Here is an 18424-nt window from a genome sequence, read left to right on the forward strand (position 1 = left end):
CTGCATTCCGGCCCTGCTGCCGCTGGGCAAGGCTTAGGGCCGCGCGCCCACGGTGGTGGTGATTTCTGTCTCAAACCCCAATATATCCACAGCCCGCACGCACACCACGCGCGGCTGTGCCTTGGCGGGCACGGCCAGCTCCGCCTGCGCGTTCACCCGCAGCGCATCGCCGCTACCCGCGCCGCAGGCCGCGTGGGCGGTGTTGCCCCGGTAGTCGTGCCAGACGGATCGGAAGACGTGGCCGTCATAGTCGGGGTCGACGGCCCAGTACTCGATCAATGCCAGCGGCAGCGCACGGGCCACGCTCTGGAGCTTGGCGCGGTTGGTGCCTTGCAGGTGGATGGCGTCTGGCGAGAGCAGTGCATAGTTCTTCAGGCGCACCGACAGAATGTCCTGCAGGCCTTGCGAGCGGCACTCTACCGGGTGCAATGTCAGGTGTGCCAGCGACGAGAAATGGAGCGGGCTGCGCAGTCTGTCGATGCCGCCCTTCCTGTGCAGACCGTCGAGCAGATCGGGCGGAATGGCCAGCACTTCAAGGCGGTTGTCGTTGAGCGCCGTGATCACCTGGCCGATCGAGGGCTCGAAGTTCCAGCCCAGTACCACCACCCGGTCCCAGGGGCCCCATTGGCTCCAGTTGCCAAGCAGGTGATCGCGCAGGGAGCGGGCGGTTTGCAATGTGGCAGCCCCTGTCGTCTGGGCGGGGGAGTTGGCCAGCACCAGTGTTTTGCTCACCTGCCCGTCCGGTACGCTGCGGCGCACGATTTGCCCCAGCTGGTATTGCGGATGCAGGCCCGATGGCAGCGCAGTTGCGCCATACAGCGACAGCACGATCTGTGAGAGCGTGTCGGTGCAGAGGTCGCGCCTGCCAAAGTAGGCCTTGGCGGCTTCCACCGGGTAGTTGGCGATGGTCTGGTAGACAAATGGCTGGGCGCCTTCGCCCATCAGGCGCTTGCGGGTAACCGTGCACGAGGGTTTGCCGATGTCGACGCTGATCCAGCGGCGGCCCAGCCTTTGGGCGACGGCTGCAGTGGTGCCCGAGCCGCCGAATCCGTCAAAGACGAGGGCGCCCTCGGCAGAAGATGCCTGAATGATCCGCTCCAGCAGCTTGGCAGGCTTTTGGGTGGCGTAGTGAACGCTTTCGCTCGCGCGCGATGCCGTGGAGGTGCTGATGTCCGTCCAGAGGTTGCCAATCACCTCGCTGGCTTCGTCCAGGTAGTACTTCTTGTAGCGGCTGCCTGTCGATGTTTGGTGGATCAGGCCTTGCGCATGCAGGCTTTGGATGCTTGCCTGCGAGTAGTTGCCCAGCGTTACCAGCTTGAACCTGCGCCCGGTCGCCGCTTCCACCCTGTTGTATGCGGACTGCTGCTGGCTGGTGAGCGTGCGGCGCAGCTGGTTGAAGGTGTGGCGCCCGCTCTTGGTGTAGAGGTAGATGCCGTCGGTGACGGTGTCGAATCTTTTTTGCCGGTCGGCCCCACGCCGCCCGGCGTTTGCCGTTCGGTGCCAGATGTTTTCGTTGAGGAAGGCGTCCTTGCCAAAGACTTCGTCCATCACGATCTTGACGTAGTGCCCCACATGCCAGTCCAGGTGCACATAGATCGAGCCGGTATCGGCCAGCAGCTCGCGCATCAGAATCAAGCGCGGAGTGATCATGGCGAGGTAGGAGGCCGTGCCGTCGTTCCAGGAGTCCGAGAAGGCCAGTTGCTCGATGACGGTGGGGCGGTGTTCCTGTTCGATGCCGGGCAGGGTGGCCTTGGTGCGGTAATCGGCCTTGCTGTCAAAAGGCGGGTCGGAGTAGATCAGATCGACCTTGCCGCGCAGGCTGGGGGTCTCTTCGTCGCCCGCCAGCAGGGCTGCCATGGCCAGCAGGTTGTCGCCATGGATGAGGCGGTTCATCCAGCGCGCGCCCGGTGCGCCGGCCTCCGGGCAGGCGCCCTGCCCAGGTGGCAACACTACTTCGCGCGTCTGCAGGCGAACGCATTCGCGGGTGCCGAGGCTTTCCAGGATGCGTTCGGCTTGAGCGCGTCCCTGGGCGATGATGTCTGGAAGCTGTTCAATGAGTGACTTGGCCATGGAAGCGAAGCGGCCCTGCTGGCATTCGATTGAGAGAGGGTGCGCGATTTATCGATTAAAGTGATAATTCAATTTATTGTTTAACAAAAAGTTTAATTTGTATTCTACAGAACTTTAATTTCGGAGGATGGATAACAAGCTTGAATTTGCCCAGAGGCTGCGTGATGCGATGCAAGCAGCGGGCTTGGAGCCGAGGCCCGGCGTGCTGTTGACGCTGTTCAATACCCGCTATTGGGGCCGCTCCGTCACGTTTCAGGCGGTGTCGCGGTGGCTCAAGGGTGAGTCAATCCCTGCGCAGGACAAGCTGGTGGTGCTGGCGAGCCTGCTCAAGATCGAGCCGGAGGTGCTGCGCTTTGGGGAAGATGTGCGCCGCTCTGCACAGGAGCACCGGCAGCGCTGGGATGTGGGCGTTGGCTATCTGGAGCGCGAGGCTTTTGATGCATTCCTGCAGTTGCCGCCGCCGCAGCGCAAGGTGGTGCGCGAAGTGATTCTGACGTTCGCCAAGGTGCACGGCAAGGCAGAGGCCATCGCGGCCGAGCCAGCGTCAGTCTATAAAGTGGCGGCCAACACCTCTGTCAGAAAAAAAGAGCAGCCATGACGAGGCCGGTGGCCACGATGCCGCCCCGCAGCCACGAGGGGGGAATCTTGCGTGCCACGCGCGCGCCGAGGTAGCCGCCCAGCGTGGCCGCCACCATCATGATCAGCGCCTGCTTCCACTGCACCACGCCGCCTGCGGCATAGATGGCCACGGCAATCGCGGTCAGGAGCGCGGAGACGAGGTTCTTGGTGCCGTTCATGGCGTGCAGGTTGGTCTGGCCCAGCAGGCCGAGCAGCGCCAGCAGCAAAATACCCAGGCCGCCATTGAAGTAGCCCCCGTAGATGGAGACGGCCAGCATGCCGAGCGCGGCCTTCATCGCCGATGGCGAGCCCGCGCCACTGCCATTGCGGCGCGAAGCCCAGGCGCGCAGCTGCGGCCCAAAGGCGAACATGGCCGTGGCAGCCAGCAGCAGCCATGGCACGATCTTGCGAAACGTAGCGTCGGGGGTGAACAGCAGCAGCGCCGCGCCCAGCGCGCCCCCTGTCAGCGCCAGTGCCACCACGGCCTTCATGGACAGGCCCGGCGGCGATGCCATGTCATCCTTGAAGCCCCAGGCACCCGCCGCATAGCCCGGCAGCAGTGCAACGGTGCCTGTGGCGTTGGCCAACACCGGCGGCACGCCGGTCAACACGAGTGCTGGCAAGGTCAGAAAGCTGCCGCCACCGGCTACGGCGTTGAGTGCACCAGCCACAAAGGCGGCAGCCAGCAGGATTGCGATATCGGCCATGGGGAGTCTCCTGTTGTAGGGCTGCGCAGAGGCCTGGTGCCATGTGCCTGGTATGCACCTGCAGTGCGCAGCGGGCCGCTTCCCAGCGCCTTCTTTGGGCAGGAGGGCGCTGGGCGTAGGCTGTTTTAGGAGGATTCTAGGTGCGGATGCTGCACTGAAACCGTTGGATTGGTCGCGCAAAAGTCACTACTGCTTACCGTTACCCGGGCTGAATGCTGCAGGCTACGGGCCTGCGGCTGCTACTGAATCAGGAGTTGATGCGCTGGGTGGCGCGCGCTGCAGGCCTATTTTTTGTAAGGGTCTTCAAACCCCAGCTCCTGCATGATGGCGGTTTCGTAGTCTTCCATCTCCTGGGCGTCCTGCTCGCTGGTTTCGTGGTCCCAGCCTTGGGCGTGCAGGGTGCCATGTACCAGAAGGTGGGCGTAGTGCTCTTCAAGCGTTTTGTTCTGCTCCTTGGCTTCGCGCGCGACCACCGGGGCGCACAGCACCAGATCGGCCAGCACGGTGGGCTCCTGCTGGTAGTCGAAGGTCAGCACATTGGTGGCGTAGTCCTTCTTGCGGTATTCGCGGTTGAGCGCCTGGCCTTCTTGCGCATCCACGATGCGCACGGTGATTTCGGCGTCGCCGGCCAGTGCGTGGCGGATCCAGCGCGTGACCTGGCTGCGCCCGAGCGCGGCGCGGTGCTCAGCTACGCCGTCGAAGCGGGCAAACTGCAGGGAGAGGGTGAGTTGGTTCAGGGCCATGGTTCTTTTGAATGTTTTTTTGGCGGCTGGCGCAGGTGGGTTCTGCGCGGTCAGCGATTAATTTATGAGTCCTCAGTCTCCGCGGCCGTGCGCGCGCACCGGGCGGCTTTGCTTGTCGTAGGCGTCCACAATGCGGGCCACCAGCGGATGGCGTACCACATCGGCACTGGTAAAGCGGGTCACGGCAATGCCTTTGACGCGCTTGAGCACGCGCTCGGCGTCGATCAGGCCGCTCATCTGGCCCTTGGGCAGGTCGATCTGGCTCACATCGCCCGTCACCACGGCCTTGGCGCCAAAGCCAATGCGGGTGAGGAACATTTTCATCTGCTCGGGCGTGGTGTTCTGCGCCTCGTCCAGGATGATGAAGGAGTTGTTGAGGGTGCGGCCGCGCATGAAGGCCAGTGGCGCAATCTCGATGGCGTTGCGCTCGAAGGCCTTTTGCACCTTGTCGTAACCCATCAGGTCGTACAGGGCGTCGTACAGCGGGCGCAGGTAGGGGTCAACCTTCTGTGACAGGTCGCCCGGCAGAAAGCCCAGGCGCTCGCCCGCCTCGACAGCGGGGCGCGTGAGCACGATGCGCTGCACGTTGCTGCGCTCAAGCGCATCGACTGCGCAGGCCACGGCCAGGTAGGTCTTGCCGGTTCCGGCAGGGCCGATGCCGAAGGTGATGTCGTGCGCGGCGATGTTTTCCAGGTAGGTGTTCTGGTTGGGGGTGCGCGCGCGCAGGTCGGCGCGGCGGGTATTGAGCACCATGGCGCCTTCGGGCGCGGTCATCAGCTCGGCGTCGCCCGCCAGCATCAGCTGGATATGGTCTTCGCTGATCGGGCCGTCCGCCATCTCATACAGCGCCTGTAGCAGCTCCAGCGCCTCATTCGCAGCGGCCTTGGGGCCGTCGATCTTGAATTGCTCGTGGCGGTGCGCAATCTTCACGGCCAGGTGGGTTTCGATCTGGCGCAGATGGGCGTCGGCCGGGCCGCACAGGTTGGCCAGGCGGTTGTTGTCGTGGGGCGTAAAGGTGTGGCGCAGGATCACGCGTGGGTTCCATCCAAAAATCAGTATGCTTGTGCCTTGGCGCAAAACAGACGGAACTCAGGCAAACCAGAATGCACGCAGCGCATTGTCCGTTGTCATCAGGCAGCCGTCCTGCCGGGGCCTGGTTTGCATGAGCCGTAACAAGGAAAGATACGAATGATAGGCCGATTGAGCGGAACCCTGGTGGAAAAGAACCCCCCTGAAGTGATGGTGGATTGCAACGGCGTGGGTTACGAGGTGCAGGTGCCGATGAGTACCTTCTACAACCTGCCCGTTGTGGGCGAGAAGGTGGTGCTGCTGACCCAGTTCATCGTGCGCGAGGACGCGCAGCTGCTCTACGGCTTTGGTACTGCGCAGGAGCGCCAGACTTTCCGCGAGCTGATCAAGATATCGGGCGTGGGGCCGCGCACGGCGCTGTCCATCCTGAGCGGCCTGGGGGTGAACGACCTCGCGCAGGCCGTGTCGCTGCAGGAGGCCGGGCGGCTGGTGAAGGTGCCAGGCATTGGCAAGAAGACTGCCGAGCGCCTGCTGCTGGAGCTCAAGGGCAAGCTGGGCGCAGACATTGGCGCCAAGGCGGTGGCCGTGAACGACGCGCAGGCCGATATTTTGCAGGCGCTGATCGCGCTGGGCTACAGTGACAAGGATGCGGCCGCTGCGCTCAAGGTGCTGCCGGCCGACATCGGCGTGGCCGAAGGCATCAAGCAGGCGCTCAAGGCCCTGGCAAAATGACCGGGACAGTGATTTTGCGGGCGGTCTGCGTCGTTGCAGCGCTTGCCAATAGGTGGCTATTGGCTGCACGCTACGCCGCTAGGCGCGCCCCTCGCATCCCATCCCGCAAAATCACTGTCGCGGCGCGAGGAGATCGTAAACACGTTCTGAAGCGACGCGCAAACCCGCAGGTTCGGTACAGATTTCCATTGATATGGCAACAACGAGAGGTAGCAAGACCATGAAGAATTCCAAGCACGCGATTCGCGGCCTGGCGTGGGCCTGTGGCATTGCCGCGGCGATGGCCGTCGCAGGGTGCGGCGGTGGCTCCAGCAGCGACGACGACAATGGCGGCAATCCGACAACACCCACCAGCCCCACTGCCTTTGTGCTGGATTCGATCGTGTTGCCGGGCTCCAAGGCCAAGGCCGAAGCCCAGGTGCAGCCGCTGGGTGTGACGCTGCGCAGCACGCGCATCGTGCTGCCGCAGCTCGACACCACCAAGTCCGAGCAGGCGGGTCTGGGCAAGCCAGCCATGCAGATCGGCGTGCCGCGCGCGGTGGCGCAGACCACATCGGTCGCCAAGACCCAAGCGGCGCTGCAGTGGCAGCCCTTGCCGGACGGGCGTACCGCTGCCGCCGTGCATATTGCTTCGGAAGGCGCGTATGGCCTGCGCATGGGCGTGGTGGTCGGTGGCCTGCCCGATGCAGCGCAACTGCGCATCTACAGCGATGAGCATCCCGATGCCGTGGTGCAGGTGAGCGGCGCCTCGGTCAACGCATTGCTGGCGCAGAACCACAAGGCTGGCGAGAGCGGTCAGGCGGCAGACACGTGGTGGACGCCGGACGTGGGCGCTGGCAATGCCACGCTGGAGGTGGTGCTGCCTGCGGGCACGGCTGCCGATGCGGTGCGCATTGCGATCCCTTCGGTCTCGCACATCTACCAGAACCTGTCCCTGCCAACCGAGGCAGAGTTGGCCGATGTGACCAAGGCGCAGCAAGCCGGGGCCTGCAATCTGGATGCCAACTGCACCAGCAATTACCAGCTGGAGCGCAATGCCGTGGCGCGCATGACGTTCGTGGCCGCCGACGGCATTTCGTATCTGTGCACCGGCACGCTGGTCAACAACACCAAGAAGGATTACACCCCGTATTTCCTCACGGCGAACCACTGCATCTCGACGCAGACTTCGGCATCGACGCTGCAGACCAACTGGTTCTACCGCTCCAGCAGCTGCAACTCGGGCATTCCGGGCACTTTTGCCAGCCGCAACGGTGGCGCCACCTTGCTCTATGCCACGGCCAGCACGGATTCGTCTTTCCTCAAGCTCAATGACACGCCGCCCGCAGGCGTGACGCTGGCGGGCTGGGATGCGCGCAACAACGCCAAGGAAGGCGCGTCCATCTATGGTCTGCACCACCCCAGCGGCGATCTGCTGAAGTACAGCGTGGGCTCCATCAATGGCTTCACGAACTGCGTCTCGACCGGCGGTACCGGTGTCTCGTGCTCTCCAGGCGACGCGCAGAGCAACTTCTACTCCGTGCGCTGGAGCCAGGGCGTGACCGAAGGCGGCAGCAGTGGATCGGCCCTGTTCAATGATGGCCGGGTCATCGGCACCCTGTATGGCGGCTCCAGCTCGTGCAAGGCGCCCAACGCGGCAGACAGCTATGGCCGTTTCGACAAGGTGTTCAACAGCAATATCTGGAGCTGGCTGGCAGGCTGAACGCCGCAGTCAACGCCCAGAGATGGATGCAAAAAGGGCCTGCGGGCCCTTTTTCTTTGCCTGACCAGCGCACGGGGCTTGTTTTGGAGTGAGGGCTTGCCATTATCTTGACTTGTGTCTAGATTAAGCCCTATGGGCGGGTCGGCTCCGATAGCGGAGGGGCAGGGGCAGGCAGCGCTGCGAGCACGGAAAAGGAGTCCGCTATGTCCTTTTGTGCAATGTTTTCGGGCCTGCGCCGCTGTGGGCTGTTTGTGGCGTTGTGGCTGCTGGGCCAGGCGTGGGCAGCGCAGGCCGTCTTGCAGGTGGATGCGCTCCGTATGGAGCCGAAGGAGCGCGCTGGCGAGCTCAGGCAGGCCGCTGCTCTGGTGGCAAGCCAGGTGAGCCTGGTCGAGATGCCGTCCTGGGACGCGGCCAAGGCGCAGTTGCTGGAATCGCAGGGTGCACGCCAGATCGGTGTAGGGCGCCCGCTTGCCAGCTTGCAGACGCCAGAGCAAATGCGCAATCTGCTGGAATGGCACGGTTTGCCCAATGGAGGCCGGGCTGCTGCCCTGCAATGGGCGCCCGATGGCGCCTTTGGCCTGCGGCTGGGGGTGGTGTTTGCCGCGTTGCCCGAGGCTGCGGTGTTTCGCATGTATGCCTCGCAGCAGGCCGCAGCCAGCTACGAAGTGACCGGCGCAGCGCTGCTGGAGCGCCTGCCGCCCGACCCTGCCACCGGCGCGCGCACCTGGTGGACGCCGGACCTGGGCCCGACGCCGGTGCTGGAAATCCTGTTGCCTGCCACGGTGGCCGACGCGCAGCTGGCGATGGCTGTGCCGTGGGTGTCGCAAGTGGTGATGCCCCCCACACCCCTGGCGCAGGCGGAGCCCGCCAAGCGGCTCTCCAACGATTGCCAGCAGGATGTGAACTGCCAGGCCGCCTTGCTGGACCAGCGGGATGCGGTGATGCGCATGGTGTATGTGAGCGAGACCAATACCTTTCAATGCACCGGCACCCTGGTCAACAACCCAAAGCAGGATCAAACGCCTTATGTGCTGACGGCGGCGCACTGTGCGCGGGACCAGGCTACGGCCTCCACGCTGCAGACGATGTGGTTCTATTACTCGCAGTCGTGCAACAGCGAGAACCTGTCAGCCAACTACGCTGAGCGCTATGGCGGCGCGCGCTGGCTGGCGACCAGCTTTGGCAATGACATGACGCTGCTCCAGCTCAACGATGCCCCGCCGCCCGGTGCCTTGTTCGCGGGCTGGGATGCCTCTGCCGTACCTATGGCAACGGCAGCAGCGGGCCTCCACCATCCGCACGGCGATCTGCTGATGATCAGCAAGGGCCGAATCCAGGAGCAGGCGTCCTGCTATCTCGACTACACCTCTTCCCGTGCATCGCTGAGCTGTGACCCTGGGGCTGCGGAGGATGGCGGGTTCTACCGCCTGGCCGTGGACAGCGGCGGCATAGAGGGGGGGAGCAGCGGATCGGCCTTGTTCGTGAATGGCCGTGTGGTGGGCACCTTGACCGGGGGCGACAACTGGTGCCCTGCCAAGGGGGTGGTGTATGGGCGGCTGGACCAGGCTGTTGCCAGCACTTTTTCGCCCTGGCTCGGCAACGCATCGTTTGCATTGGACAGCAGTGCGGCGGCGCCCGTCTATCGCTTCCATATTCCGAAATCCGGCGCGGATTTTTTCACCATTTCGGCGCAGGAGCGCGATGCGGTGATTGCCGGGCTGCCTGGCACGATCAACTATGAGGGGATTGCTTTTTATGCGTCCGAGCAGCAGCGCCCCCGGATGCTGGCCGTGTACCGGTATTTCAATCCCGATGTCGTTGCCCATTTCTACACCACCAGCGAGGCCGAACGCCAGTTCGTGCGGCAATACCACCCGTCCTGGCAAGAAGATGGCATTGCCTGGTGGGTGCCTGCGCAAGGTGGCGATGGGGCCGTGCCGATGTATCGCTCCTACCAGTACGGCACCGGCGCCCATCACTATACGGCTGATCCTGCCGTGCGCGATACATGGCTGGGCAATCCAGACCTTTTGTACGACGGACTGGCTTATTATGTGTGGGCTGCGCCGTGACCGGATCGCGGCGTACGCCGCTGACACATGACCATCCACACTGATTCTTTCGACACCTCTCTCAACAACCTGCCCGACAGCCGGGTGATCTCTGCGAGCCAGACTTCTTCGCAGGAGGAGGCGCTGGAGCGCGCGCTGCGTCCCAAGCTGCTGGACGAGTATGTCGGCCAGGCCAAGGCGCGCGAGCAGCTGGAGATCTTCATCGGCGCGGCCAAGAAGCGTGGCGAAGCGCTGGACCATGTGCTGCTGTTTGGCCCCCCGGGCCTGGGCAAAACCACCTTGTCGCACATTGTGGCTGCGGAGCTGGGCGTCAACCTGCGCCAGACGAGCGGCCCCGTGCTGGAAAAGCCCAAGGACCTGGCTGCGCTGCTCACCAACCTGGAGCGCAACGATGTGCTCTTCATCGACGAAATCCACCGCCTCTCCCCGGTAGTCGAGGAAATTCTCTACCCGGCGCTGGAGGATTACCAGATCGACATCATGATTGGCGAAGGCCCGGCGGCCCGCTCCATCAAGCTCGATCTGCAGCCCTTTACCCTGGTGGGCGCCACCACGCGCGCCGGCATGCTCACCAATCCGCTGCGCGATCGCTTTGGCATCGTGGCACGGCTTGAGTTTTACACAACAGCCGAGCTGACCCGGATCGTGATGCGCAGCGCCGGCCTGCTCAATACGCCGATTGACGACGAAGGCGGGCAGGAGATTGCGCGGCGCTCGCGCGGTACGCCGCGCATTGCCAACCGCCTGCTGCGCCGCGTGCGCGATTACGCCGATGTCAAAGGCGACGGGCGCATTACGCAGGATATGGCCAGCCGCGCGCTCGCCATGCTGGATGTGGACCCGCTGGGTTTCGACATCATGGACCGCAAGCTGCTGGAGGCGGTTGTCCACCGCTTCGACGGAGGGCCCGTGGGGCTGGACAATATTGCAGCGAGCATTGGCGAGGAGCCGGGCACGATCGAGGATGTGATCGAGCCTTACCTGATCCAGCAAGGCTTTCTGCAGCGCACGCCTCGTGGCCGCATTGCCACACAGGCTGCCTACCGCCACCTGGGTTTGGCGGGGGGAGATGCACCGGGGCAGGGCGGCCAAGGCTCGCTCGTGTAGGCGGGCGAGCTGCGCCTTTACCAACCGGGAAGTGTGATCGCAGCGTGGCGGCTTTCGCCGCAGCCTGGTTTCAGAGTGCGCTGCCTCGCTTGCCGGTTTTGGGGCTGGGCACGCTGCTGCCCATGTTGCTGCACAGGTAGTCCCAACATTGCTGCACCACCGGGCGGCGGTTGCCGTTGGCATTGCGCGTCATCAGGCAGATGCGGCGCGAGAGCAGAGGCGCCTTCAGCGGCATGGTGACCAGATCGTTGTCGACATGGCACTGGGTGTAGAGGCGGGAGATGAGGCCGATGCGCAGGCCGCTGCGTACCAGGGCGTACAGCGATTCGGTGTAGGTCAGGGTTTCGGTGTGGCTCACACCCACCCCTTGCTGCTCCAGCACCGACACGATCATTTCGTAGGTGCTGCCGCGCGAGAGGATGACGAGCGGCTCGTCGTTCAGATCCGTCCAGCGCAGCTCGGGCATCTTGGCCAGCCGGTGGCTGGCGGGCATCACCGCCATGACTTCGTCTTCGGTGACGAACTGGGTTTCCACGGTTGAGGGCACGGTGAACTCCAGGCCCAGCCCGATATCGGAGCCCCCGCTGGCCACTGACTGCAGCAAATCTTCGTTGCGCAGATCCTGCAGTTGCAGGTCGACCATCGGATTCTCTTTTTGCCAGATGGCCAGCCACGGCGCCAGCAGGTGAATGGCAGACGGAATGCAGCTGACGCGCACCGTATCGGCCTGGTACTTGAGCAATTGCTGCAGATCCTGCACGCCTTGCACAAAGTTGTTGATCATCCATTCCACCTGCGGGCGCACGGCTTCGCCAGCGGGCGTCATGCGCACATGGTGGGTGCTGCGGTCAAACAGGGCCGTTCCCAGCAGATTTTCCAGCTCGCGGATGGCCGACGACAACGCGGGCTGGCTCATGGAGAGCGCCTGCGCAGCCCGGCTGAAGCTGCGGTGGTTGGCCACCTCCTTGAAGCAGCTCAACTGGCGCAGCGAGGGCGTTGGTGCAGATTTGCGAGGCAGTTCAGCGTCGGTCATAAAAGGCCAGGTCGGTTCAGTGCGACAAACGGCATGTTCAAGCGCGGTTGCCCTGGGCGCTGCGTGGTCATGCTGTCTCTGTCAAAAGTAATTGAGTGTTATTCCTGCGTTCAATTGCAAATATACATCGGTTTTCTAATCGTCATTGGAGATAAATTGTCCTAATTCAATCGGATTTTTCGTTCTGATTCCCAGATCGTTCAGATGCTTATAGAAGCAGTGGCTGCAAGCATCGGTCATTGAAGATTGTTAATAATTAATGGTGCTCGCCCACTGCGCTGCTTCAATTGGTTAACTCATCCATGCCCGTTTGCTGCAGGTGGCTGGTGTCTCCCCAGCCCACCAGCGCCAGGCCGCTGTCGGGCGTCCAGAGCAGGCGGTTGATGCTGGTGTTGGCCAGCTCCCAGGTGCGGGGGGCCTGCAGATCCTGGCGCGTGGCCAGGCGGTAGAGGGTGTCGAGTACGCCGCCATGGGCTACCAGGGCAATCTGCTGGCCCATGTGCTGGCTGGCCAGTGCATGAACGACGTGCGCAATGCGTGCCTGCAGCGCCTGCAGGGATTCACCGCTGGGTGGTGCAAAGGCTGGGTCGCGCTTGCGCCAGCGCAGCGCAGCCTGCGGCTGCGCCGCTTCAACATCGGCAAAGCGCTGGCCCTCATAGCTGCCAAAGCAGCGTTCGCGCAGCCGTGCGTCGATGGTCAGTTTTGCGCCATTGGCGTCTGCCAGGGCCTGCGCCGTGGCGAGGGCCCGCTGCAGATCACTGCTGTAGATATGGTGCAGCGGCTCGTCGGCCAGCGCGGCTGCCATCTGCCGGGCCTGCCTGTGGCCTGTGCTGTTGAGCGCGATATCGGTGTGGCCCTGGATGCGAGCGCCTACATTCCAGTCGGTTTCGCCATGGCGAATGGCAATGATGCGGGTTGCGTTCATGGCATCAAGGCTTTGTTGCTGCCGGGGCTGCGTTGCCAGCGGGCGGTGCTCCTACGGTGGCGGTCACCTTGCGCACACCTGCGGGCGGCTTGGGGAAGCCATTGAGCGCAGAGTCGAACAGGATGCGGTAGATCACCTTGTCATCCACCCATACGTCCTCGTACCGGGCCGAGGTTTCGTACACCACCTGCTGCGACTGGAAGTCGCGCAAGGTCAGCTGTACGGCGCGGTAGTGCAGCGAGGGGCCGGTATCGCGCCACATCAGGCCGCCACGCCAGCCAAACCCGGGCCCCCAGCCAAAGCCGCCATAGGGGCCGTAGGGCGCATAGGGGCTGCCGGGCAGCAGCCAGCTGTCAGGAATGTAGCGTGCCTCGGCGGAAATCTGGGCCACCAGGGTGCCCTGGGCATCATCGCGCTGCAGGCCTACACCGGCAAGCGAGGTTTGCGCCTGCTGCACCACGTTGTCAAAGGCGGTGCCCTGCGCCTGCTGCGATGGCAGGAGCTGGAGGCGGTAGGTGGGGGGCTTGGGCAATTCGGCCAATGTCGAGTAGCTTTGCACTTCGCTTTCCACGTTGCGCACGCCTGCGCAGCCGGTCAGCCATAGTGTGCAAAGCAGCAATGCGCAGGTAAGCGCGTTGCGCTGCAAGGTGCCTGTCTGGCCAGGTACGGACAAGTTCATATTGCCTCCTTCAAGACGCGATTCTGGAGATTCTCTGCCTGCATGCCAACCCCCCGTGCGTATCTGCACCAGTACCAAAAGCAAATGCGCCGGGCCTTAGAACGTGTTTACGATCTCTACGCAGCCGCGACAGTGGGTTTGGGGGCGCCCGGCTAGGGGCGCCCGGTCAGGGGCGCCCCCAAACCCACTGTCGCGGCGCGAGGAGATCGTAAACACGTTCTTAGAGGCGCGGCGCATGCCATGGGATACAAGAAGGGGTTCGCTGCGCACACGCCAACCTGGGGTGTGCGTGTATGCAGCCTTGCCATGGTGCTTCTCAGCCGGGTCAGCCCAGTTGGACGACCTGAACGCCACCGGGCAGGCTGGGGGCGATGGGCAATTCGTCGTGGTCAAACGCCTTGTCGCCGTTTTCATCGGCCACGCCCGTGGGCTTGGCGTTCTGAAAGTCGTACAGCTTGGTGTCTGCCAGATGGGTGGGGATGACGTGCTGGAGCGCGCGGAACATGTTGTTCACGCGGCCGGGGTGCTTTCTGTCCCATTCGCGCAGCATGTCGCCGATCATCTGGCGCTGCAGGTTTTCCTGGCTGCCGCACAGGTTGCAGGGGATGATCGGGAAATCACGGTACTGCGCCCAGCGCTCGGTGTCCTTCTCGGGCACATAGGCAAGCGGGCGGATCACCACATGCTTGCCGTCGTCGCTCACGAGCTTGGGCGGCATGGCCTTCATGATGCCGCCGTGGAACATGTTGAGCATCAAGGTCTGCACGATGTCGTCGCGGTGGTGGCCCAGGGCCACCTTGTTGCAGCCCAGCTGGTCGGCCACCTTGTACAGGATGGCGCGGCGCAGGCGCGAGCACAGGCCGCAGGTGGTCTTGCCCTCGGGTACCACGCGCTTGACGACGCTGTAGGTGTCCTGGTTCTCGATGTGGAAATCGACGCCCACGCTCTTGAGGTACTCGGGCAACACATGCTCGGGGAATCCGGGCTGCTTCTGGTCAAGGTTGACGGCCACGATGTCGAACTTGATCGGTGCGCGGGCGCGCAGCTTCATCAGGATGTCAAGCAGGGTGTAGCTGTCCTTGCCGCCGGACATGCAGACCATGACCTTGTCGCCGTCCTCGATCATGTTGTAGTCGCCAATGGCGCGGGCCACTTCGCGGCACAGGCGCTTTTCCAGCTTGTGGTTCTCGCGCTGGATCTTCAGGCGCTTTTCGTTCGAGACGGCATCGCCCGCCTGGCCTTCGGCCTGGTCGGCCTCGTCGTCAAAATTCCAGCCCTGGCTGGCGGCAGCTTGCAGTTGTGCGGTGTCAGTGGGTGCGTTCATGGGGTCACCATTGTCCGGTTTCGGTGCGGATTGCAACTTCGCAATCGTCAAAAATCTCCAGCTTGGCAATCTTGATGCGCACGCCGCGCACATTGGGCAGCAGCATCAGGCGCTGCGCCAGTTTGCCAATCAAGGTCTCCAGCAGGTTCACGTGCTCAGCCGTGCATTCGTCGATGATGATCTGGCGCACCTTGCGGTAGTCCAGCACATGCATGATGTCGTCGTCGCTGGGGGCCAGGGGCTGCTGGCCCAGGTTCAGCTCGGCATCGACCTGGATGGGCTGGGGCTCCACCTTCTCGTGCGCGAGGATGCCCAGATTGGCATCAAAGCGCAGGCCGGTCAGCGTCAGGGTTTGCAACCCGGTGTCAAATGTTGTCATAAAAGCAGACGTTGTGGCGTTGTTGCCGTCACATCATCGAAAAATCGCGGTCAAACCGCATCAGGTGCTGGCCGCCGTCCACCAGCAAGGTGGTGCCGGTGATCGACCGGTTCTCCAGCGCAAAGCGCACGGTGGCGGCCACATCGTCCGGGGTGGAGGAGCGGCCCAGCGGGCTCATGCGGTGCAGGGCTTCGAACTTGTCGTCTGTCAGGTAGTCGCTGGTCAGGGTCAGGCCCGGGGCCACACCCACCACGCGCAGCAGCGGCGCGAGCGCCTGCGCGAGCAGGGTGCCTGCTGCCTCCAGCGCGGCCTTGCTGAGCGTGTAGCTGACGAAGTCGGGGTTCATGTTCCACAGCTTCTGGTCGAGCAGGTTGACCACCACGCCTTGCGCATTGTCGCCACGCTGGGCGATATGCTGGTGCAGCACCTGGGCCAGCACCAGCGGCGCGCCCGTGTTGCTGCGCATGTGGCGCTCCAGTGCGGCATAGCCAAAGTCTGCAGCCGTGTCGTGCTCGAAGAGCGAGGCGCTGTTGACCACGGCATCGACCGGCCCGAGCTGATCTACCACCCGGGGCAGCAGCGCGCGCACGGCCGATTCGTCCTCAAAATCTGCATCAAAATGGCCACTGGCGCCCGATAGGGCTGCGCAAGCAGCAGCAGTTTCGATAGCGTCTGCCTTCGATCCCCGGTAGTGCACGGCCACCTGCCAGCCGTGGGCGGCCAGATCGAGCGCAATGGCCCGCCCCAGGCGCTTGGCAGCGCCGGTGACCAGTACGGTGCGTGGGGTCGAAGAGGGCAAAGGCATGGCAGGCACTGTATGAACAGCGACAATAGGGGGGTGAATACAGAACCCTCTAGTTTAACGATTGTGCTCGCCAAACGCGCAGCTGAGGCTATTGCCCAGGCTGGCGGCTGGCTGGCTTTTGATGAGTTCATGCGCATGGCGTTGTACGAGCCGGGCCTGGGCTATTACGCCAATACGCGCAGCAAGTTCGGTGTGATGCCTGAGGAGGGCAGCGACTTTGTCACCGCGCCCGAGCTCTCGCCCGTGTTTGGCGAGCTGGTGGCCGCGCAGGTGCAGGACGCCTTTGCCCATACCCAGACGAGCGAGGTGTGGGAGTTTGGCGCGGGCACGGGTGCGCTGGCCGAGCAGATGTTGTCTGCGCTGGGCGATGCCTGCACGGGCTACACCATTGTCGATCTGTCAGGAAGCCTGCGCGCGCGCCAGCAGGAGCGGCTGGCCCGCTTTGGCGACAAGGTGCGTTGGGCGAGTGAGTTGCCTGCGCAACTGCAAGGCGTGGTGGTGGGCAACGAGGTGCTCGATGCCATGCCCGTCAAGCTGCTGCTGCGCCGCCAGGGCGTCTGGCTGGAGCGCGGCGTGGTGTTGGCCGCGCAAGAGGGCGACGCCATCAGCTTCGGCTGGGCCGAGCGCCCCACCGCACTGCGCCCGCCGGTGGAGCCCGATCTGCCTGCCGATGCCGACTATCTGACCGAAATCCATCCCCAGGCCGAAGCCTTTGTCGCCACCCTGGGCGACCGCATGACGCGCGGCGCGGCCATCTTCATCGACTATGGTTTTGGCGAGAGCGAGTACTACCACCCGCAGCGCCACATGGGCACCCTGGTCTGCCACCACCTGCACCAGGTGGACAGCGACCCGCTCGCCTTGATTGGCCTCAAGGACATCACGGCCCACGTCAACTTCACGGGCATTGCCGTGGCCGCGCAGGATGCGGGCTTTGAGGTGCTGGGCTACACCAGCCAGGCGCATTTCCTCATCAACTGCGGGTTGGCCGCCAAGATGGAGAAGCTCGACGTCATCGCCCGCAGCAAGGCCGCCAAGCTGATGCTGGAGCACGAGATGGGCGAGTTCTTCAAGGCCATCATGCTGGCCAAGGGTGCGGCGTTCTGGGATGCTGCAGGCTTTGTGCAGGGCGACCGGATGCACCGGCTGTAAACAGGCGCTAACTGCAGTATTTGGCAAGCGTTGCAGGAGCGTAGTCGGCGGGGCGCAATTTCATGGCATCTTCTCCCGCTATCTTGGCTATTTTCGCTTGCAACACGAAATCGCATTGCAGCGGGTGATCTGCCAGAGGGCCATCTCCCCAACTGGCGCGAGCAGGCCACCGCTTGTCTGCCAGGGCCATGTAGTGATTGCCAATCGCTTGGGCATATAGAGGCAACTTTTTACTGGTATCCAAGAGCATCTTGTTTGCTCTTGGATTTTTCAGATCCTGAGCGCTGATTTTCATCAACTGTGACCCCAACTCGGGCTGGGTCTGTGTCACGGCTTGAATGACGACGGGGAGAACGCCTGCCTGACGCAGCCCTTGTACCACCAGAACGATGGGTATTGCTGTTGGAGTGCCTGTGCGGGCATCTACATTCCAGTCCGGTTCCGTGCAGTAGCTCAAAAGGCTCTCTGCGCGCATGCTTTGGATCGCAGATGAGGCGTCCGGCGCTGCAAGCCAGTTGCTCCAGTGCCTGCGCTCCTGAGAGGAAAGTTTTCCCCACACCTGATCCGTGGCTTCGAGCCAGGTCTGCACAAACACCCTTTGAAAAATCGGCAAGGTGTGGATTTGTCGACAGTCTTGCATCAGCGCGACCTGGAAATCGGGCGCCCATTCCAGTTCGGCGAGTGGTTGCTGGCCCAGTTTGCAGCGCGACAAGATCGCCGCGCGCTGTGCCTGCTCGGCAAGCAGCAGCCAAAGCCGAGCCACCTGCATATCGTCTCCTAGTCCTCGGAAAAGCACCTCGCGCAATGGGGACGCACCTGTTTTAAGCGGCGCCTTTGCATACAGCGAAGGCACCGCAAAGGCGGCGAGCGTAGCAACAAGCATTTGGCGGCGGGGCAGCACCGTTGTGAACGGGAAAGGGGATGGCATGGCAGGAGTTCGGCAACCAAGGAAATTTGATTATTGCAGCCAAAATAAATAGTTTTTTCTATTTTGGTGAAGACTATAGCTGGGCGGCTGCCAAATGTCCTCGCCTTGTTTCAGTACTGAGGCCTTGGCTTCGGAGGCCCTCCATGATGGGGCTGGCCGCTCCTTGGGGGAGCATAAGAGCTGCTAACACAACCCTTGATACGTCGTTGCTTCGTCGGGGGCGCCCAGCTTTGTCGTCCGTCTGTATTGCCTGCGGCTTCGCCTGACGCGGCCCGGCCTGACGCGGCCAGGCGCCTCGTCTCAACCGCGAATCTGCGATTTGCTGGGTTGTGTTAGGTTCTATGTTTTGCGTCAAGCGACTTTCGGCAATAGTTGCTCCGGATTAAAGGCGGTCTGGCCTCTCCAAATTGCAAATGCCA

General features: G+C 63.2%; 17 protein-coding genes. 6 read left to right on the forward strand and 11 right to left on the reverse strand.

The annotated features are described in order from the left end of the window. Window positions 1-33: 33 nt before the first annotated feature. The gene (locus tag HNP33_RS12365; RefSeq protein WP_184708855.1) at window positions 34-2070 is read right to left on the reverse strand and encodes a site-specific DNA-methyltransferase; all 2037 of its coding nucleotides are present in this window, start codon (window positions 2068-2070) and stop codon (window positions 34-36) included. Window positions 2071-2197: 127 nt separating this feature from the next. Here HNP33_RS12365 and HNP33_RS12370 point away from each other — a divergent pair, with 127 nt between their 5' ends. After that, window positions 2198-2668 carry a transcriptional regulator gene (locus tag HNP33_RS12370; protein WP_221452065.1) on the forward strand — a complete coding sequence of 157 codons (471 nt, stop codon included), beginning with the start codon at window positions 2198-2200 and terminating at the stop codon, window positions 2666-2668. Here HNP33_RS12370 and HNP33_RS12375 read toward each other — a convergent pair. From HNP33_RS12375 to HNP33_RS12385, 3 genes are all read right to left on the reverse strand, one after another. Then, a complete protein-coding gene (locus tag HNP33_RS12375) occupies window positions 2646-3395 on the reverse strand; it encodes a sulfite exporter TauE/SafE family protein (protein ID WP_184708857.1) in 750 nt (249 codons plus the stop codon). The two genes, HNP33_RS12370 and HNP33_RS12375, sit on opposite strands and share 23 nt — an antisense overlap. Before the next feature lie 284 nt (window positions 3396-3679). Beyond that, window positions 3680-4138, reverse strand: a complete 459-nt coding sequence (gene ybeY / locus HNP33_RS12380; RefSeq protein ID WP_184708859.1) for an rRNA maturation RNase YbeY — start codon at window positions 4136-4138, stop codon at window positions 3680-3682. Window positions 4139-4210: 72 nt separating this feature from the next. Continuing rightward, complete coding sequence (locus tag HNP33_RS12385; RefSeq protein WP_184708861.1) at window positions 4211-5170, reverse strand: PhoH family protein; 960 nt, start codon at window positions 5168-5170, stop codon at window positions 4211-4213. A 156-nt stretch (window positions 5171-5326) separates the two neighbouring features. On the opposite strand from HNP33_RS12385, the gene ruvA reads away from it, so the two are divergent. The 4 genes from ruvA to ruvB all read left to right on the forward strand — a co-directional run bounded on the left by ruvA (window position 5327) and on the right by ruvB (window position 10780). Then, on the forward strand, window positions 5327-5899 hold the full coding sequence (gene ruvA, locus HNP33_RS12390) for a Holliday junction branch migration protein RuvA (RefSeq protein ID WP_184708863.1): 573 nt from the start codon (window positions 5327-5329) through the stop codon (window positions 5897-5899). A 220-nt stretch (window positions 5900-6119) separates the two neighbouring features. Beyond that, window positions 6120-7601: a trypsin-like serine peptidase gene (locus HNP33_RS12395; RefSeq protein ID WP_184708865.1), complete on the forward strand. Its 1482-nt coding sequence runs from the start codon at window positions 6120-6122 to the stop codon at window positions 7599-7601. A 203-nt stretch (window positions 7602-7804) separates the two neighbouring features. Continuing rightward, window positions 7805-9673 carry a trypsin-like peptidase domain-containing protein gene (locus HNP33_RS21190; RefSeq protein ID WP_184708867.1) on the forward strand — a complete coding sequence of 623 codons (1869 nt, stop codon included), beginning with the start codon at window positions 7805-7807 and terminating at the stop codon, window positions 9671-9673. Window positions 9674-9700: 27 nt separating this feature from the next. Next, complete coding sequence (gene ruvB / locus HNP33_RS12405; RefSeq protein ID WP_184708869.1) at window positions 9701-10780, forward strand: Holliday junction branch migration DNA helicase RuvB; 1080 nt, start codon at window positions 9701-9703, stop codon at window positions 10778-10780. A 70-nt stretch (window positions 10781-10850) separates the two neighbouring features. Here ruvB and HNP33_RS12410 read toward each other — a convergent pair whose 3' ends face one another. The 6 genes from HNP33_RS12410 to HNP33_RS12435 all read right to left on the reverse strand — a co-directional run bounded on the left by HNP33_RS12410 (window position 10851) and on the right by HNP33_RS12435 (window position 15925). After that, window positions 10851-11813: a LysR family transcriptional regulator gene (locus HNP33_RS12410; protein WP_184708871.1), complete on the reverse strand. Its 963-nt coding sequence runs from the start codon at window positions 11811-11813 to the stop codon at window positions 10851-10853. A gap of 283 nt (window positions 11814-12096) precedes the next feature. Beyond that, the gene (locus tag HNP33_RS12415; protein WP_184708873.1) at window positions 12097-12738 is read right to left on the reverse strand and encodes a histidine phosphatase family protein; all 642 of its coding nucleotides are present in this window, start codon (window positions 12736-12738) and stop codon (window positions 12097-12099) included. Window positions 12739-12742: 4 nt separating this feature from the next. Next, the gene (locus HNP33_RS12420) at window positions 12743-13417 is read right to left on the reverse strand and encodes a hypothetical protein (RefSeq protein WP_233464508.1); all 675 of its coding nucleotides are present in this window, start codon (window positions 13415-13417) and stop codon (window positions 12743-12745) included. A gap of 325 nt (window positions 13418-13742) precedes the next feature. Then, complete coding sequence (ttcA, locus tag HNP33_RS12425) at window positions 13743-14741, reverse strand: tRNA 2-thiocytidine(32) synthetase TtcA (protein ID WP_184708875.1); 999 nt, start codon at window positions 14739-14741, stop codon at window positions 13743-13745. Window positions 14742-14745: 4 nt separating this feature from the next. Then, on the reverse strand, window positions 14746-15120 hold the full coding sequence (locus tag HNP33_RS12430) for a dihydroneopterin aldolase (RefSeq protein ID WP_184708877.1): 375 nt from the start codon (window positions 15118-15120) through the stop codon (window positions 14746-14748). 28 nt (window positions 15121-15148) lie between these two features. After that, on the reverse strand, window positions 15149-15925 hold the full coding sequence (locus tag HNP33_RS12435) for an SDR family oxidoreductase (RefSeq protein WP_184708886.1): 777 nt from the start codon (window positions 15923-15925) through the stop codon (window positions 15149-15151). A 12-nt stretch (window positions 15926-15937) separates the two neighbouring features. Here HNP33_RS12435 and HNP33_RS12440 point away from each other — a divergent pair, with 12 nt between their 5' ends. Continuing rightward, entirely contained in the window at window positions 15938-17077 is a 1140-nt protein-coding gene (locus tag HNP33_RS12440; RefSeq protein WP_184708888.1) for a class I SAM-dependent methyltransferase, read from the forward strand. Between the two features lie 7 nt (window positions 17078-17084). Here the strand turns inward: HNP33_RS12440 and HNP33_RS12445 are convergent, their stop codons facing one another. Beyond that, on the reverse strand, window positions 17085-18005 hold the full coding sequence (locus HNP33_RS12445) for a hypothetical protein (RefSeq protein ID WP_184708890.1): 921 nt from the start codon (window positions 18003-18005) through the stop codon (window positions 17085-17087). Window positions 18006-18424: the final 419 nt, after the last annotated feature.

This window comes from Comamonas odontotermitis, from assembly GCF_014207855.1.
Classification (GTDB): Bacteria; Pseudomonadota; Gammaproteobacteria; order Burkholderiales; family Burkholderiaceae_C; genus Comamonas; species Comamonas odontotermitis_A.

What these genes read in the sequence shown, in the direction of transcription:
- ruvA (WP_184708863.1), top strand. Translation starts at nt 5,327, where the DNA reads ATGATAGGCCGATTGAGCGGAACCCTGGTGGAAAAGAACCCCCCTGAA.
- HNP33_RS12395 (WP_184708865.1), top strand. Translation starts at nt 6,120, where the DNA reads ATGAAGAATTCCAAGCACGCGATTCGCGGCCTGGCGTGGGCCTGTGGC.
- ruvB (WP_184708869.1), top strand. Translation starts at nt 9,701, where the DNA reads ATGACCATCCACACTGATTCTTTCGACACCTCTCTCAACAACCTGCCC.
- HNP33_RS21190 (WP_184708867.1), top strand. Translation starts at nt 7,805, where the DNA reads ATGTCCTTTTGTGCAATGTTTTCGGGCCTGCGCCGCTGTGGGCTGTTT.
- HNP33_RS12445 (WP_184708890.1), bottom strand. Translation starts at nt 18,005, where the DNA reads ATGCCATCCCCTTTCCCGTTCACAACGGTGCTGCCCCGCCGCCAAATG.
- HNP33_RS12440 (WP_184708888.1), top strand. Translation starts at nt 15,938, where the DNA reads ATGAACAGCGACAATAGGGGGGTGAATACAGAACCCTCTAGTTTAACG.
- HNP33_RS12410 (WP_184708871.1), bottom strand. Translation starts at nt 11,813, where the DNA reads ATGACCGACGCTGAACTGCCTCGCAAATCTGCACCAACGCCCTCGCTG.
- HNP33_RS12365 (WP_184708855.1), bottom strand. Translation starts at nt 2,070, where the DNA reads ATGGCCAAGTCACTCATTGAACAGCTTCCAGACATCATCGCCCAGGGA.
- ybeY (WP_184708859.1), bottom strand. Translation starts at nt 4,138, where the DNA reads ATGGCCCTGAACCAACTCACCCTCTCCCTGCAGTTTGCCCGCTTCGAC.
- HNP33_RS12370 (WP_221452065.1), top strand. Translation starts at nt 2,198, where the DNA reads ATGGATAACAAGCTTGAATTTGCCCAGAGGCTGCGTGATGCGATGCAA.
- HNP33_RS12375 (WP_184708857.1), bottom strand. Translation starts at nt 3,395, where the DNA reads ATGGCCGATATCGCAATCCTGCTGGCTGCCGCCTTTGTGGCTGGTGCA.
- ttcA (WP_184708875.1), bottom strand. Translation starts at nt 14,741, where the DNA reads ATGAACGCACCCACTGACACCGCACAACTGCAAGCTGCCGCCAGCCAG.
- HNP33_RS12415 (WP_184708873.1), bottom strand. Translation starts at nt 12,738, where the DNA reads ATGAACGCAACCCGCATCATTGCCATTCGCCATGGCGAAACCGACTGG.
- HNP33_RS12435 (WP_184708886.1), bottom strand. Translation starts at nt 15,925, where the DNA reads ATGCCTTTGCCCTCTTCGACCCCACGCACCGTACTGGTCACCGGCGCT.
- HNP33_RS12420 (WP_233464508.1), bottom strand. Translation starts at nt 13,417, where the DNA reads ATGAACTTGTCCGTACCTGGCCAGACAGGCACCTTGCAGCGCAACGCG.
- HNP33_RS12430 (WP_184708877.1), bottom strand. Translation starts at nt 15,120, where the DNA reads ATGACAACATTTGACACCGGGTTGCAAACCCTGACGCTGACCGGCCTG.